The sequence below is a fragment of the Corynebacterium sp. 13CS0277 genome (assembly GCF_002994655.1).
GTDB lineage: Bacteria > Actinomycetota > Actinomycetes > Mycobacteriales > Mycobacteriaceae > Corynebacterium.
Genome location: NZ_PPDL01000027.1, coordinates 1 through 13702, shown reverse-complemented (window position 1 = coordinate 13702; position 13702 = coordinate 1). Strand labels below are relative to the sequence as shown.

Below are 13702 nucleotides of genomic sequence, written 5' to 3'. Positions count from 1 at the left end.
AACGCGCGGGTGACACGTGCTTAGTCGTCGTCGTATCCGGGGGCGCCGCCGAGGTCGTCGATCCGCTGGTCGAGTTGCTCCCGCGCCACGCTCAGGCTCATGCCTTGCGGGTAGCCACGGCGGGCAAGGACACCCACGATGCGCCGCAGTACCTTCTGGTACTCCTCGTAGCTGGCGGGTGCGACCGTGACGCTGCGGGCTTTCTTCGCCGCGAGCGTGGTCGCGACGGCGCGTTCGTCCGCATCATCGATCATCGCCAACGCCTCCTCCTGCAGCTCGGCTGAGATCAGTTTCTCCGCGAGCTCACGCCGAAGAACCGCCCGCGACTTGCCCTTGTGGTGGTGGCGTTGGCGCACCCACTCGCGCGCAAAGTGGGCGTCATCGAGCAGGCCTGCGCGCTGAAGATCCTCCACCACCTCGTTGACCACAGCCGTCGGCAGGTCGAGGTCTTTCAGCCGCTGCCGCAGCTCTCCCACCGACCGTGCCCGGTGGTCGAGCAGTTTCAGCGCCCGTGACCACACGGCTGCTTTCTGGTCCTCCCACTCAGCATCAAAGAAGGTCGAGCCGTCGGACTGGGAGATCTCCTCCAGTGCGGCGGCAAGCGCGGCAATCGTGTCTTTCTGCGGGTCGGCGGGGCGATCGGAGCTCATCAGCACACTCCTGGGAAACGAGGCGGGAGACGTCAGGGGGAAGCCCCCTGTGCTGCTCTGCGACTCGGGGACGAAAGAGAGCACAGGGGGCGTGATGCCCGTGTGGGGCGATGCCACCGAAGAGGCGAGGGGCCGATTACTCCTCGGCACCATCCTCATCGTCGAAGTCGACGTTGGGGACGACGTCGATGGGCTCGTCGCTCAACTCGTCGTTCTTGGCATACTCGCCGACGCCGAGCTTTTCGAAGATCTTGCGCTCGATCTCGTCGGCGATCTCCGGATTCTCCTTGAGGTGGAGGCGGGCCTTTTCCTTACCCTGGCCGAGTTGGTCGCCTTCGTAGGTGAACCAGGAGCCGGACTTCTTCACGAAGCCATTCTCCACACCGAGGTCGATGATCGAGGACTCACGGGAAATGCCCTCGCCGTAGATGATGTCGAACTCGGCGACCTTGAAGGGCGGGGAGACCTTGTTCTTCACGACCTTCAGCTTGGTGCGGTTACCGATGGCATCGGCACCGTCCTTCAGGGTCTGGATGCGGCGCACGTCGCAGCGCACGGAGGCGTAGAACTTCAGCGCCTTACCACCGGTGGTGGTCTCCGGGGAGCCGAACATCACACCGATCTTCTCGCGCAGCTGGTTAATGAAGATGGCGGTGGTGCCGGAGTTAGACAGCGCACCGGTCATCTTGCGCAGCGCCTGGCTCATGAGTCGGGCCTGGAGACCGACGTGGCTGTCGCCCATTTCACCCTCAATTTCGGCCTTCGGGGTCAACGCCGCCACGGAGTCGATGACGATGATGTCGATCGCGCCGGAACGGACCAGCATGTCGGCAATCTCGAGGGCCTGCTCACCGGTATCCGGCTGGGAGACCAGCAGGTCGTCGGTGTTAACGCCAAGCTTGCGGGCGTAATCGGGGTCGAGCGCGTGCTCGGCATCGATGAAGGCGGCGATACCGCCGGCCTTCTGGGCCTGTGCGACGGCGTGGAGAGCCACAGTGGTCTTACCGGAAGACTCGGGGCCGTAGATCTCGATGACGCGGCCACGGGGGAAGCCACCGATGCCGAGGGCGATGTCGATGGCGGTGTTGCCGGAGGAGATGGCCTTGATCGGCGGGCGAGACTCGTCGCCCAGGCGCATGACGGCGCCCTTGCCGTAGTCCTTCTCAATCTTCTCCAGGGCGGTGGCAAGCGCCTTCTGGCGGTCGTCGCCCGCCGCAGCAGTCTTCGTGGTCTTCTTTGCAGCCATGGGTGGTTCCTTTACGAACGATGGTCGTCAGTGTCGTGTTTTCTGTGATGCGCGCGGGCCGGGTGAGGCGTACCGCGAGGATTCGTCGAGTAAGCCTAGGCGGCGCGGCGGGAACTGCAGGCAACTATACACGCTCAGATGTTCGAGTCCAATCATGTTACCGTCAGGCCACTTCACTGCACGTGGGCGGGGTTTCCCACCACCTGGCAGCTTCCACACGGCCTGGAACGCTGGAAATGTTCGAACGCCTCGCAGTCATCACAGAGGGATTCTTCTCGCCGCCACACCCCGGGCGCGCTCGCCCACGGCGCGACGACATGCCCTCACCCTACGGCGGGGTGCGCCCACACCGCGCAGAATCCCCATGCCCGCTGTGGATAACCCGCACGCCGGCGCGTGAGCTGTGGATAACCACCGACGCGGCCGCAGCCCACCCGCAGGATTAGTGCGCGTCGTTTCCCCGATCGGGCCCGAGGCGACGATCTTCCGGCACCTGGAAGTCCTCGCACAGCGCCCACCACACCTCGCGGGGCGTGACCCCGCGATCGAGGAGCTCCGCCGGGGTGCCGCCCAGCGTGGACAGCACATGGCTGGAGACGATGAATGCACCGTGGGCCGCACCGAACTCGTGGGCCACACAGTCATGAAATTCTTGCAAACGCATGCTGGGGATTATATGCGCCCGCCGCCTAGCTCTCCCCCTGCTTCCCCACCCGCGGAGCGGCACGCCCCGCGCGCAAACATCTCCCCTGAGCAGGGCAATGTTCTAACACTGTTCAACTCCCGCAGGATCGGGGGCAAAACGTTTTAGGATTCCGATATCCATCATGCAAAAATAGCCGCATGACTTCTACACCTCAACGCACCATCGCGACGACAGCGGTGTTCGCTGCACTGATCATCGCCTCCAGTCTCGTGTCCATCCCGGCCCCGGGCGGCGTGCCGATCGTGCTGCAAAACGCGTTCTGCGTCCTGGCCGGCCTGGTGCTTGGCCCGAAGCGCGGCACCCTGCCTGTCGTGGTGTTCCTCGTCCTCGGCCTCGTGGGCCTGCCGGTGCTTCCGGGCAGCCGCACTGTGCTGTCGGCGATCGCGGGCCCGACGGCCGGCTACCTCATCGGCTACCTGTTCTCCCCCATGGTGGCGGGCCTGCTGTCTGCCCCGTTCCTGCGGAAGCCCAACAAGGCGGTCATGACGTTTGGCGTGGCACTCGCGTGCCTGCTGACGATCGTCGTCCAGTACATCTGCGGCGTTGCTGGCCTCATGGTGGTCAGCGGCATGTCCTTCGGCGATGCGGTTGTCGCGCAGCTGACCTACATCCCGGGCGCCATCATCAAGACGATCGTCATGACGATCGCGACGGTGGCCGTGCTCCGGGCACTGCCGGGCATCCGTGAGGACCTCCAGCGCACCCCCACCGCTGCCGCCCATGTCTAAGGTCGTCTTCGACTCCGTCTCCTACACCCCGCCGCAGGCGGAGCGCCCCATCCTCAAGGATGTCGCCATTGAGTTGGCTGAGCGCCGCGTCGCCATCGTCGGTGCGAATGGCGGCGGCAAGTCCACGTTCGTCCGCATGATCAACGGCCTCTACGCGCCGAGCGCGGGCCGCGTCACCGTCGACGGGGTTGACCCGCAGGTCGACGGCAAGCAGGTGCGCCGCAGCGTCGGTTTCGTCTTCGCCGACGCCGACAATCAGATCATCATGCCCACCGTCGAGGAGGACGTGGAGTTCTCCCTGCGGCGCACGGTGAAGGACAAGAAGGAACGGGCCGCCCGGGCGCACGCCGCGCTGGAGCGTTTCCACCTCGCCGCGCGGGCCACCCAGTCCCCGCACACGCTCTCCGGCGGGCAGAAGCAGATGCTGGCGCTCGCGAGCGTGTGCGTCATGGAGCCGAGCCTGATCATCGCCGACGAGCCCACCACCCTGTTGGACTTGCGCAACCGGCTGCACCTGCGGGACGTCTTCGACGAGTTGGAGCAAACCCTCTACGTCGTCACCCACGACCTGGATTTCGTCTCCGGGTTTGATCGGGCCTTGTGCATCGACGAGGGCGCCATTGTCGCCGACGGGGAGGTCGACGAAGTCCTGCGCTTCTACACGCGCCGCATGGGCGGTACCGCATGAGTCGGCGGCGCACCACCCAGATTCATCGTGCCTTGGTCGACCAGGCGATGCTGGGCACCTACGTGCCCGGGCGCACGTGGATCCACCGACTAGGCCCGGGCTGGAAGATGCTCGCCCTCATCGCGATCATCATCAGCATTTCCTTCATCTTCCGCTCCCTGCCGGTCGCCATCGGGGCCTGTGCTGCGGCGGCTGTGTGCTACGTGATCATTCGGGTGCCGTGGCGGACCGCCCTGTCCCAGCTGCTGCCGCCGCTGCCGGTGTTGGTGTTCTTCACGGTGTTCACCGGGATCTTCGAGGGCTGGTATGCGGCCTTCACCCTGTTGTTCGTCCTGTATGCCTGCATCGCCTTCGCCACGATCGTCACCTTGACGACGCCTGTGGCCCGCATGCTCGACTCCCTCGACCATGCCTTGGCGCCGCTGCGACGCTTCCACGTGCCGACGGAGTCCATCACTTTGGTGCTCGTGCTGACGATTCGGCTGATCCCCGTGCAGTTGCAGGCCTTCGCCGATGCTGTGGACGCCGCCCGCGCCCGCGGTGCCGGGTTCTCCACGACGGCGGTGCTCGTGCCCGTGCTGGTGCGCAGTATTCGTCGTTCCCAGCAGCTGGGCGACGCACTCGTCGCCCGCGGCGTCGGCGACGACTAGTCAGCACGTCCTCACGCCCCTGGGGTGCCGGCGGCAGAGCCCGCCCACGGCCAGCGCCCCCGGGTGCACCCAGGAAGAAAGCCCCCTGACGCTGAAGCATCAGGGGGCTTGGTGCATGCGCCGGGATCCAACCGGCGGGGCACAGTGGTCTTTTAAGACTCGCCGCGGAGTTCACGCATGCGCTGCGCGACGGCGTCCTGGTTGACAGTCGGGGTGGCCGACTCGCCAGCGGGCAGGGAACTCTGCTGCGGGGCGGAGGTGAGCTCGCCGCTCATCTCGGCGCGGATCTGCTCCAGGCGGGAGTGGCCCGCCATCTGGATACCGGCCTGCTCGACCTCGTTCATGCGGCCCTGGACGGTGTTTTCCGCGAGCTCAGCCTGGCCGAGTGCGTTGGCGTAGCGGCGTTCGATCTTCTCGCGCACCTGGTCGAGGTTCGGGGAGGAGGAGTTGGCGGTCAGGGAGTTCATCGACTGGATGGACTCGGAGACCTTCTCCTGCATCTTGGCCTGCTCCAGCTGGGACAGCAGCTTGGTGCGCTCAGCGACCTTCTGCTGCAGGGCCATGCTGTTGCGCTCCACGGCCTGCTTGGCCTGGGCGGCCTGCTTGAGAGCCTGGTCATGGAGGTGCTTGGTGTCCTCCACGGACTGCTCGGCGGTCACCAGCTGGGCGGCGAACGCCTCTGCAGCGTTCTCGTACTCCGTCGCCTTCGTCAGATCGCCGGCGGCACGCGCCTTGTCGGCCAACTGCAGTGCCTGGCGGGTGTTACCCTGCAGCTTTTCAATGTCCGCCAGGCGGCGGTTGAGCTGCATCTCCAGCTGACGCTGGTTGCCGATGACCGCGGCGGCCTGCTGGGACAGTTCCTGGTGCTGGCGCTGCGCTTCGTCGATCGCCTGCTGAATCTGAATCTTCGGATCAGCGTTCTCTTCGATCTTGGAATCGAACAGGGCCATGAGGTACTTCCAAGCCTTGCTAAACGGATTCGCCATGATGTGGTGCTTTACGCCTTTTCGGTAAGGGATAGATGTCGTGCGGCACGGCAGTCGTGCCTCGCCAGCTGCGCCTGCGCGGCTGGCATGCGTTCTCCCCAGTTTAGCGATGCCGCCCCTGCTCTGTCGACGCGCGCGGGCAGGGTCACAGGCATCTCACAGCACGCCTGCGGCAACACGAGGGGGAAACGACCAGCGCCCACACCGGGCGTGAGGCACACACATCACGTGTGCTGTCTCTACTTGCCGGTGTGGGCGTCGGTGAGAAAAAGAAATGAGTCGTCATGCCCTTGAGGTGCCTGTGTCAGGCGCAAGGGGTGTGTGCGGGCTACACCGCTGCCAGCGAGGGCTCCGTGTGGGCCACCGCCATCGTTCCGGCCGCTTCAATCACCACATCCGACACCCGCACGCCGAGGGCGTGACAGACGGAGGCGAGAAGCTCGGAGGAGACTTCCTTCCGACCGCGTTCCAACTCAGAAAGGTAACCGGGGGACACCCGGGACTTCTCTGCCAGTTCACGCAGGGTGATGTTCCGCTCGGAACGGAAAGCGCGCAATGCACCACCGAGCGCTTCGCGCAGGAGCGGCTCGGCGGCCGGTCGGGGTTCGACCGGCGTATCTAGAAGAGCAGAGTATTTAACCATCACTGAGCTTAACGCCCGTGGCGGGGTTTTTGTTCCCACCCCACTTTTTCGGCCACACGCTGCACAAACAGGCACACAGTCCGGGCCGCCCGTTATCACTCGCGATGCTCGAGTGCTAACTCGGCGACAGGAGTCTGCCCCAGGGTGTGCAGCAGCACCACGAGCGCGCCGATCACCGCCTGCAGGCGGATGTAGTCGCGCCCGCCCTGCAGCAGCTGCGTGGCATCGACGGCGCCGCGCTCCCACGCGGGCTGACCGCCAGTGCACAGCTGCGGGGTGACCTGGACGGCGCGGACCGCATCGGCGGTGGCAATACCGAGCCACACTTCCCCCACCGGGTGCCCGTCTTGGGTCGTCGGCCCGGCGACCCCGGTGAGTGCCACCCCGATGTCCGCCCTCAGCCGCCGGGCTGCGCCCGCGGCCATCTGCCGGGCGACCTCCGGGTCGACGGGGCCGGTGGCGGCCAGCGCCTCCGGGGCCACGCCAGCGAGAGTCGCCTTCGTCTGCGTCGCATAGGTCACCAATCCGCCGCGCAGGACCTCACTGGCACCCGACACCGACGCCAGGGTGGCGGACACCAGCCCAGCGGTGAGCGACTCACAGGTCGCCAGCGTGCGCCCCTGGGCGGTCGCCGCGTGAACGACCTGGGTAGCCAACTGCTCCGCCCGCTCGCGCAGCGCCTCGACTCCCCCGCCATGCACCGCCCGGTCGGCACTCATCGGGTGGTCGTCTCCACGCCAGCCGGGTCCGTGGTGTCGTGAGCGCCGGTGCCGCGGAAAGAATCCCACAGGTACTGCAGACCCGTGACCACAGTGACGAGCACCGCCGCGTACATCACCCACAGGAAGGGGCCATGCAGGCTGTCCGAGTGCGGCAGCAGCAACAGCGCCACCGCCAGGGCCTGCAGGGTGGTCTTCACTTTGCCGCCCTTACTCGCCGGCACCACGACACCGCGCCGCAGCAGCACCATGCGCCACAGCGTGATCCCCAACTCCCGAATGACGATGACCACAGTCACCCACCACGCCAGCAACCCCGTGAGGTTGAGCGTGACCAGCGCGGTGATCATCAGCGCCTTGTCCGCAATGGGGTCGGCAATCTTGCCGAAGGTGGTGACGATCCCGCGGGCGCGAGCAATATCGCCGTCCAGTTTGTCGGTGATCATCAGCGCCACGAACACCACGAACGCGGCCCAGCGCCACGCGCCCCCACCACCATCGGCCGCGAGCACGCACCAGGCGAACAGCGGAATCACCACGATCCGCAGGGAGGTCAGCACGTTGGGCAGATTGAGGTTTGATGTCTGGGCGCTCATAGATTCAAATCGTACCCGCGCCACCGCGCGGGGTTTAGACTAAACCCATGGTTTATATTGCAGTGCTCTACCGTTACGACCCCGCCAGCGAGACCATCCTCGCCGCCCGCCCCGACCACCGTGCATTCATTGGCCAGTTGCACGACAAGGGCCTGGTGTTGGGCTCCGGCCCCTTCACCGAGGGCAATGGTGATGCGCTCATCGTGCTCAGCCTCCCTGAGGGCCAGGGCATCGACGAGGCCACCAGTCTGATGAACGACGATCCTTTCTACACCTCAGGCGCACTGGACTCCCGCGAGTTCCACGCCTGGAACCCGGTGATCAACTCCTTCGGCTACGTGCCGCCGGCGAACTAACTGCCCGGCTGCCGCCACCGCTTACGGCAGCACACAGGCCCGGCCGGTACCCCTGTCACACGTCGTGTGTCGTGGGGCACCGGCCGGGCCTCGGTGTTTCTCTTCACGCCCGCTGCCGCGCCAAAAGGCGAGCGGTTAGCTCTCGGAGGAGTATTCGCGGGGCCGGATGGCGCCCATGTTTTCGTCACGCTTCGTCTTGAGAAGGGAGGCGACGGTCGTCAGCGCCAGCACCACCACGATGACCAACAGGCTGGTGACGGTGGAGACTTCCGGCACGTGGACGGGCTCGCCGCCGTTGATGAACGGCAGGGAGTTTTCGTGCAGGGCGTGCAGCAGCAGCTTCACGCCAATGAAGGCGAGGATGACGCCCAGACCGTAGGACAGGAACACCAGGCGGTCGAGCAACCCGTCGAGGAGGAAGTACATCTGCCGCAGGCCCATGAGGGCGAAAGCATTCGCGGTGAAGACGATGTACGGCTCCTTCGTCAGGCCGAAGATCGCGGGGATCGAGTCGAAGGCGAACATCAGGTCAATGAACCCGATGGACACCAGCACGATCATCAACGGCGTGACCAGAGTGCGACCGCCGGCGCGGGTGAGCAGCTTATCCCCATCGAAGCCCTCGGAGACCGGGATGACGCGGCGCACCATCTTCACGACGAACATGTCGGTGACGGGCTTTTCCTCCGCGTCGCGGATCTCGTCGACGACGAGCTTGATGGCGGTGTACAGCAGGAAAATGCCAAAGAGGTAGAACACCCATGCCGCCGCACTGATGGCGGCCGCACCGATGCCGATGAAGATGCCGCGGAACACCAACGCCAGGGCGATGCCAATGAGCAGCACCTTCTGCTGGTAGGCGCGGGGCACCTTAAACGCGCCGATGATGAGGGCGAAGATGAAGAGGTTATCGACCGACAGCGACAGCTCGGTGATGTAGCCGGCGAAGAATTCGATCGCGTGGTCGTGGTTGCCGTCGGGGCCACCCCAGGCGTACCAGAGGAAGCCGCCGAAGAGGCAGGCGAGGACGACGTAGAAGATCATCCACCCCGCGGCTTCCTTCATGGTGGGCTCGTGGGGGCTTCGGACGTGGGAGACGAAATCGAAGACGATAAAACCGAGGAGCACCACAGCAGTGATGATCCACGTCACAGCATTGACTTCCATGACGGTGTGAACAAACCTTCCGGTGGTAGGGACAACAGTGGCTACCTGCCGGAGGTCTCCCCCAACCGCACAGTGTGTGCGGCCGACTAACCGGGGCGCCCCGCACACACCCCGTGTGTGGGGGTGTGGTGGCTGCGCTGCCGTGTTGACGATTAGCCGTCGGCGGCGGGCGGTGACCGCGCCGCGCTCGGGGTGGGGTACTCCCCTCCTTGGTTGCTTACCCACCATACAGCCACCCCCGACCCCGACACCACGCAAGGCCCGCGACGCACCCGGTCGCCACCAGTGCTGTGCTGGCGCTTCCCAGGCGTCGCGGGCCTTGTCACGTCCCGGGGCGCGGCGCACGTGCCGCGCCGGGTTGTGGGGTGGCTAGAACACCCCGGACGTCGGGTCGGCGTCGACGACGGTGACGTCCTCACCGGCGCCGCCCATCTGGTCGAGATCGTCGACGTGCTTGCCCTGCTTGATCAGCCACAGCACGCTGTCTAAGTCTTCGGGCTTGACGAGCACCTGGCGGGCTTTCGTGCCCTCCGAGGGGCCGACCACGCCACGGGTTTCCATGAGGTCCATCAGGCGGCCGGCCTTCGCGAAGCCGACGCGCAGCTTGCGCTGCAGCATCGACACCGAACCCAGCTGGCCGACGACGACGTTTTCGACCGCGAGCAGCAGGTCGTCCATGTCGTCGCCGATGTCGTCGTCGATGTCCTTCTTGAGGTTCTCCGACTGGTCCTCGGTCACTCCCTCAATGTAGGACACCTCGCCCTGGGCCTTGGCGGCGTCGACGACGGCCTGAACTTCCTCATCGGACACGTAGGCACCCTGGATGCGGCGGGCCTCCATGCCCTGCGGGATGAACAGGCCGTCGCCCATACCGATGAGCTTCTCCGCGCCGACGGCGTCCAAAATGACGCGAGAGTCCGTCGCAGAGGAGGTAGCGAACGCCAGGCGGGAGGGCACGTTCGTCTTGATCAGGCCGGTGACGACGTCGACGGAGGGGCGCTGCGTCGCCAGCACCAGGTGAATACCCGCCGCGCGGGCCTTCTGGGTGATGCGGACGATGGAGTCCTCGATTTCCTTCGATGCCGTCATCATGAGGTCGGCGAGCTCGTCGACGATACAGACGATGAAGGGGTACGGCTCGTAGACGCGCTGCGAGCCGGGCGGGGCGGTGATTTCCCCGGAGCGCACCTTGGCATTGAAGTCCTTGATGTGGCGCACACGGCTGCGGGACATGTCCAGGTAGCGCTGCTCCATCTCCTCCACCAGCCACGCCAAGGCCGCGACGGCCTTCTTCGGCTGGGTGATGATCGGAGTAATCAGGTGCGGAATCCCGTCGTAGGGGGTGAGCTCCACCATCTTCGGGTCCACGAGAATCAGGCGCACCTCCTCCGGGGTGGCGCGTGTGAGAAGCGACACCAGCAGCGAGTTGACGAACGCCGACTTACCGGAGCCGGTCGCGCCCGCCACCAACAGGTGCGGCATCTTCTGCACCGAGTGGGCCACGAAGTTGCCCTCAATGTCCTTGCCGAGGCCGATGAGCATCGGATCGTCATCACCGGCAACGGCCGGGGCGTTGAGCACGTCCGCCAGGTGCACCATCTCACGGTCGGTGTTCGGCACCTCGATGCCGACGGCCGATTTGCCAGGAATCGGGGCGAGAATACGCACGTTCGCGGTTGCCACGGCGTACGCGAGGTTCGACTGCAGGCCCGTAATCTTCGACACCTTCACACCGGGGCCGAGCTCCACCTCGTAGCGGGTGACCGTCGGGCCACGCATGTAGCCGGTGACGGTGGCGTCAACCTTGAACTCGTGGAAGACGTCCATGATCGCCTCGATCATGCGATCGTTGGTCTCCGAGTGGGTTTTCGCCGGCAGGCCCGGGGTGAGCAGATCCGTGGACGGCAGCTCGTAGTGTGAGCCCGGGGCGACGAGCTCCGCCTCGTAGACGGGTTCCTCCACCGCCGGCACCGGGGCGGGTGCCGGGGCAGGCTGCTGTGCGGCCGCCCGCGCGGGTGCTGCAGGCTGCGCCGGCGGGGCCTGCACCGGCTGGGCGGGCCGTGCCGGGGCTGCGGGAGCCTGGCGCTGCGCCAGCGCGTCCTGAATGGAGGACTGCGGCGGGTTCGCCGGGGTGGCGTCTTGGGCTGCCGCGCGGGCGGCAGCCACGGCCTGCGCGGCCGTCATGGCGGTCTGGGCGGTTGCTGCGGTCTGCGCGGCTGCTGCCGCGCCAGCACCAGCCGCCGCGGCGCCTGCGACTGCGCCGGCGGTCCGGGCGGCAACATCGGCAACGCGCGCGGTCGTCTGTGCAGCGCGGCTGGGGGCCGGACGCTGCGGTGTCTGCGGCGCGTCATCCACCGCGTCCAGCACGGCGGTGTCCTCCCACCCCGTGCGGGCGTTGGCCTGGGTCGCCCGCGGCAGGCGCACGGTTTCGTTCGCGTCAGCTTCGTCGAGCGGGTACGCCTCCATCGGGGTGCGGGCCCGGGCCGGGCGCGCGGGGGCGGGCTCGGCGTCACGGCCGCCGCTGGCGAAGGACAAGGATTCACCCTGTCCCCCATCGGTGACGGGGTAGGGCTCCCGAGTCGTGCGGCCCGCGCGCGTGCGGGAGGGGAACTCCTCGGCGTCCGCAAAGCCTGCGGCTGCGCGGCGCAACGTCCGCGGCGCGGCGTCCACAGGGTCCGCGTGCTCAGCGTCGAACTCGTCTGCTGCGTAGCCGTCGCCGTCGTCCATATCATCGAACTCGTCGAACTCGTCGAAGTCCTCCTCACGGGGCTGCGTGAGAATGTCGCGGAAGTAGTCAACGAAGTCGCGGACCGTCACATCAGTGACCTTGAGAGCACCGTAAACGATAACCAGGATGAGGATCGGGGTCGCCAGGTACGGGGTAAAGCCGGCCGACAGGGGCCCGCCGGCTACCATGCCGACCGCGCCGCCGGCATCCATGCGCGCCGGCCACGTCGACGGCAGTCCAGCGAAGATGTGCACCAGCCCCAGCATCGGGACCGCGATGAGCCCCAGCCCGAGGCCGATACGGCTGCGCTCTTCCACACGCGGGGCGACACCGAGCATGAGCGACAGGGCAATGCCGATGAGCAACACCGGCAGCACATACGCGCCCGCACCGATGGCGCGGCGCACCCCGTCGGCGAGGGCGTGCCCCACGGGGCCGCCCACATCGATCCAGATGGAGCCGATGAGCACCACAGCAATGCCGAGCAGGCTGAGCCCCAGCCCGTCGGAATGCCCCTCGACGAACTCGTGAGCGTCGAAGGGCTCCCGGGCGGGAGCATCGTCATCCTGCCGCTGCCTGCGCGAGGCGCGCGGGGGCTGCTCGTCGAGAACGTCCGACTCCACATGGTCGTCGTCCAGCACCGCACCACGGTCGCGGCGCAGCATGCCCGCCACGCCGCGCGTCGCACCGCCCACGGCGTGGGCCAGTGCGCCCAGTCCGCCGCGCACGCCACTGCCCACCGCGCGAAACGCGCTGCCGGTCCTCTCGTGGGAGGTTTCGGCAGCGCGGCGGGAGGAAGCGGTCGTCACGGTCACTGGTGCGGGGCCGCGCCCCTTCGAGCGGGCGGGACCGGATTTTCTTCTCCCGGGTGCGGTGGAAGCCTGCGGCTTTGTGCTGGTACTTGGCATGGGGACCATCCTAACCGGCGAACCACACCAGTCACAGCAGACACACGGGGCACGCCCAACTTTTCCACGATTCAAGCCCGCAGACTTGAACCAAACCGGCCGCCTCCCCGGGGGCGGCTGGCGGGGTTAGGCGCTGGCGCGGCGCACCACGCCTGCAGGATCGTCGACCTCTACGGCGGCGACGTCGCGCCCGAACGCCCACAGCACGATCTCACCGATCGTGCCCACAACACGAGCGGGCGCGCTGCCACGTGTCACGACCCCGGTGCGATCCGCGCACACAATCCGCGGCAGGCCACGCGGCACCAGCACCACCGGCGCGGTGCTGGTCCGCAGCAGCATCCGCACGAACGGCACCGCCGCCCGGTGGAGCTCACGCGCTTCATCACTCGACAACGCCAGGGGCTCCGCGCCCTGCTGTGCCCGTCGAACGTCCTCGAGGTGGACGAAGTGCTCCACGGTATTCATACGACGATCAGCCACCCTGGCGAGGCCGTGGGGGCCGGCCGCCCAGCGCCGGGCCACATCAGAAAAGTCGCCCGCACGAGTCGCGGCGGTCACCTGAGCCAAGTGACGGCCCAGGGGTGGGAGAAACATGCCTGCCGCCGCATCCGGGCGGGTTTCCCGCACGAGGAGGTGCACGGCCAGATCCCTCGTCGTCCAGCCCTCGCACAGGGTGGGGGCGTCGGGCCCAAGGTTCAGCAGGAGGCGGGCAAGATCCGCGCGGGTGGTGGCAGCAAGACTCATAGCCCCCACCCTACCCATGCCCCGGCACGCATCCGGGCAGAGCGCGCGAATGAGGGATTGCGGGTTAAACGACAGAAAGTGTGTCTGGAACCCCCGATTTTCACAGCATGACCAGCACGAACAACCCTGACATGCCCACCCAACATTCGAACACCACCCAAAACACCTAACCTCCACCACTCCA

The 13702-nt window shown here is 66.7% G+C and carries 14 protein-coding genes; 4 read left to right on the top strand and 10 right to left on the bottom strand.

Annotated features, from left to right (window positions below; genetic code table 11):
- Positions 1–20 precede the first annotated feature (20 nt).
- The 3 genes from recX to C1Y63_RS10880 all read right to left on the bottom strand — a co-directional run bounded on the left by recX (position 21) and on the right by C1Y63_RS10880 (position 2560).
- Positions 21–650 (bottom strand): recombination regulator RecX, encoded by a 630-nt coding sequence (gene recX / locus C1Y63_RS10890; protein ID WP_106016479.1) that lies wholly within the window; start codon positions 648–650, stop codon positions 21–23.
- Between the two features lie 136 nt (positions 651–786).
- A complete protein-coding gene (recA, locus tag C1Y63_RS10885; RefSeq protein WP_106016478.1) occupies positions 787–1896 on the bottom strand; it encodes a recombinase RecA in 1110 nt (369 codons plus the stop codon).
- Between the two features lie 442 nt (positions 1897–2338).
- Positions 2339–2560: a DUF3046 domain-containing protein gene (locus tag C1Y63_RS10880; protein ID WP_106016477.1), complete on the bottom strand. Its 222-nt coding sequence runs from the start codon at positions 2558–2560 to the stop codon at positions 2339–2341.
- A 179-nt stretch (positions 2561–2739) separates the two neighbouring features.
- Between C1Y63_RS10880 and C1Y63_RS10875 the strand changes: the two genes are divergently transcribed.
- From C1Y63_RS10875 to C1Y63_RS10865, 3 genes are read left to right on the top strand one after another with little or no spacing between them, the layout of a single operon-like run.
- On the top strand, positions 2740–3330 hold the full coding sequence (locus C1Y63_RS10875) for a biotin transporter BioY (RefSeq protein ID WP_106016476.1): 591 nt from the start codon (positions 2740–2742) through the stop codon (positions 3328–3330).
- Positions 3323–4018 carry an energy-coupling factor ABC transporter ATP-binding protein gene (locus C1Y63_RS10870; protein ID WP_106016475.1) on the top strand — a complete coding sequence of 232 codons (696 nt, stop codon included), beginning with the start codon at positions 3323–3325 and terminating at the stop codon, positions 4016–4018. The genes C1Y63_RS10875 and C1Y63_RS10870 overlap by 8 nt, the downstream gene beginning before the upstream one ends.
- On the top strand, positions 4015–4668 hold the full coding sequence (locus C1Y63_RS10865; protein ID WP_106016474.1) for an energy-coupling factor transporter transmembrane protein EcfT: 654 nt from the start codon (positions 4015–4017) through the stop codon (positions 4666–4668). The genes C1Y63_RS10870 and C1Y63_RS10865 overlap by 4 nt, the downstream gene beginning before the upstream one ends.
- Positions 4669–4820: 152 nt before the next feature.
- On the opposite strand, the gene C1Y63_RS10860 is transcribed toward C1Y63_RS10865, so the two are convergent.
- The 4 genes from C1Y63_RS10860 to pgsA form a co-directional block, all read right to left on the bottom strand.
- Entirely contained in the window at positions 4821–5654 is an 834-nt protein-coding gene (locus C1Y63_RS10860; protein WP_106016473.1) for a PspA/IM30 family protein, read from the bottom strand.
- A gap of 328 nt (positions 5655–5982) precedes the next feature.
- Positions 5983–6297: a helix-turn-helix domain-containing protein gene (locus C1Y63_RS10855; RefSeq protein ID WP_106016472.1), complete on the bottom strand. Its 315-nt coding sequence runs from the start codon at positions 6295–6297 to the stop codon at positions 5983–5985.
- Between the two features lie 95 nt (positions 6298–6392).
- Positions 6393–7016, bottom strand: a complete 624-nt coding sequence (locus tag C1Y63_RS10850; RefSeq protein ID WP_106016471.1) for a CinA family protein — start codon at positions 7014–7016, stop codon at positions 6393–6395.
- Positions 7013–7612: a CDP-diacylglycerol--glycerol-3-phosphate 3-phosphatidyltransferase gene (gene pgsA, locus C1Y63_RS10845; protein ID WP_106016470.1), complete on the bottom strand. Its 600-nt coding sequence runs from the start codon at positions 7610–7612 to the stop codon at positions 7013–7015. The genes C1Y63_RS10850 and pgsA overlap by 4 nt, the downstream gene beginning before the upstream one ends.
- Before the next feature lie 47 nt (positions 7613–7659).
- Here pgsA and C1Y63_RS10840 point away from each other — a divergent pair, with 47 nt between their 5' ends.
- Complete coding sequence (locus tag C1Y63_RS10840; RefSeq protein ID WP_106016469.1) at positions 7660–7968, top strand: YciI family protein; 309 nt, start codon at positions 7660–7662, stop codon at positions 7966–7968.
- Between the two features lie 135 nt (positions 7969–8103).
- Here C1Y63_RS10840 and C1Y63_RS10835 read toward each other — a convergent pair whose 3' ends face one another.
- The 3 genes from C1Y63_RS10835 to C1Y63_RS10820 all read right to left on the bottom strand — a co-directional run bounded on the left by C1Y63_RS10835 (position 8104) and on the right by C1Y63_RS10820 (position 13518).
- Entirely contained in the window at positions 8104–9135 is a 1032-nt protein-coding gene (locus C1Y63_RS10835; protein ID WP_106016468.1) for a TerC/Alx family metal homeostasis membrane protein, read from the bottom strand.
- A gap of 369 nt (positions 9136–9504) precedes the next feature.
- Positions 9505–12771, bottom strand: coding sequence for a DNA translocase FtsK (locus C1Y63_RS13110; protein WP_233195694.1), 3267 nt, complete (start codon positions 12769–12771; stop codon positions 9505–9507).
- Positions 12772–12897: 126 nt separating this feature from the next.
- Positions 12898–13518: a TIGR03085 family metal-binding protein gene (locus tag C1Y63_RS10820; protein ID WP_106016467.1), complete on the bottom strand. Its 621-nt coding sequence runs from the start codon at positions 13516–13518 to the stop codon at positions 12898–12900.
- Positions 13519–13702 lie beyond the last annotated feature (184 nt).

Coding starts and splice junctions, on each gene's coding strand:
- C1Y63_RS10865 (WP_106016474.1), top strand. CDS start 4,015: ATGAGTCGGCGGCGCACCACCCAGATTCATCGTGCCTTGGTCGACCAG.
- C1Y63_RS10855 (WP_106016472.1), bottom strand. CDS start 6,297: ATGGTTAAATACTCTGCTCTTCTAGATACGCCGGTCGAACCCCGACCG.
- C1Y63_RS10835 (WP_106016468.1), bottom strand. CDS start 9,135: ATGGAAGTCAATGCTGTGACGTGGATCATCACTGCTGTGGTGCTCCTC.
- C1Y63_RS10880 (WP_106016477.1), bottom strand. CDS start 2,560: ATGCGTTTGCAAGAATTTCATGACTGTGTGGCCCACGAGTTCGGTGCG.
- C1Y63_RS10850 (WP_106016471.1), bottom strand. CDS start 7,016: ATGAGTGCCGACCGGGCGGTGCATGGCGGGGGAGTCGAGGCGCTGCGC.
- pgsA (WP_106016470.1), bottom strand. CDS start 7,612: ATGAGCGCCCAGACATCAAACCTCAATCTGCCCAACGTGCTGACCTCC.
- C1Y63_RS10875 (WP_106016476.1), top strand. CDS start 2,740: ATGACTTCTACACCTCAACGCACCATCGCGACGACAGCGGTGTTCGCT.
- recA (WP_106016478.1), bottom strand. CDS start 1,896: ATGGCTGCAAAGAAGACCACGAAGACTGCTGCGGCGGGCGACGACCGC.
- C1Y63_RS10860 (WP_106016473.1), bottom strand. CDS start 5,654: ATGGCGAATCCGTTTAGCAAGGCTTGGAAGTACCTCATGGCCCTGTTC.
- C1Y63_RS10870 (WP_106016475.1), top strand. CDS start 3,323: ATGTCTAAGGTCGTCTTCGACTCCGTCTCCTACACCCCGCCGCAGGCG.
- C1Y63_RS10820 (WP_106016467.1), bottom strand. CDS start 13,518: ATGAGTCTTGCTGCCACCACCCGCGCGGATCTTGCCCGCCTCCTGCTG.
- C1Y63_RS10840 (WP_106016469.1), top strand. CDS start 7,660: ATGGTTTATATTGCAGTGCTCTACCGTTACGACCCCGCCAGCGAGACC.
- recX (WP_106016479.1), bottom strand. CDS start 650: ATGAGCTCCGATCGCCCCGCCGACCCGCAGAAAGACACGATTGCCGCG.
- C1Y63_RS13110 (WP_233195694.1), bottom strand. CDS start 12,771: ATGCCAAGTACCAGCACAAAGCCGCAGGCTTCCACCGCACCCGGGAGA.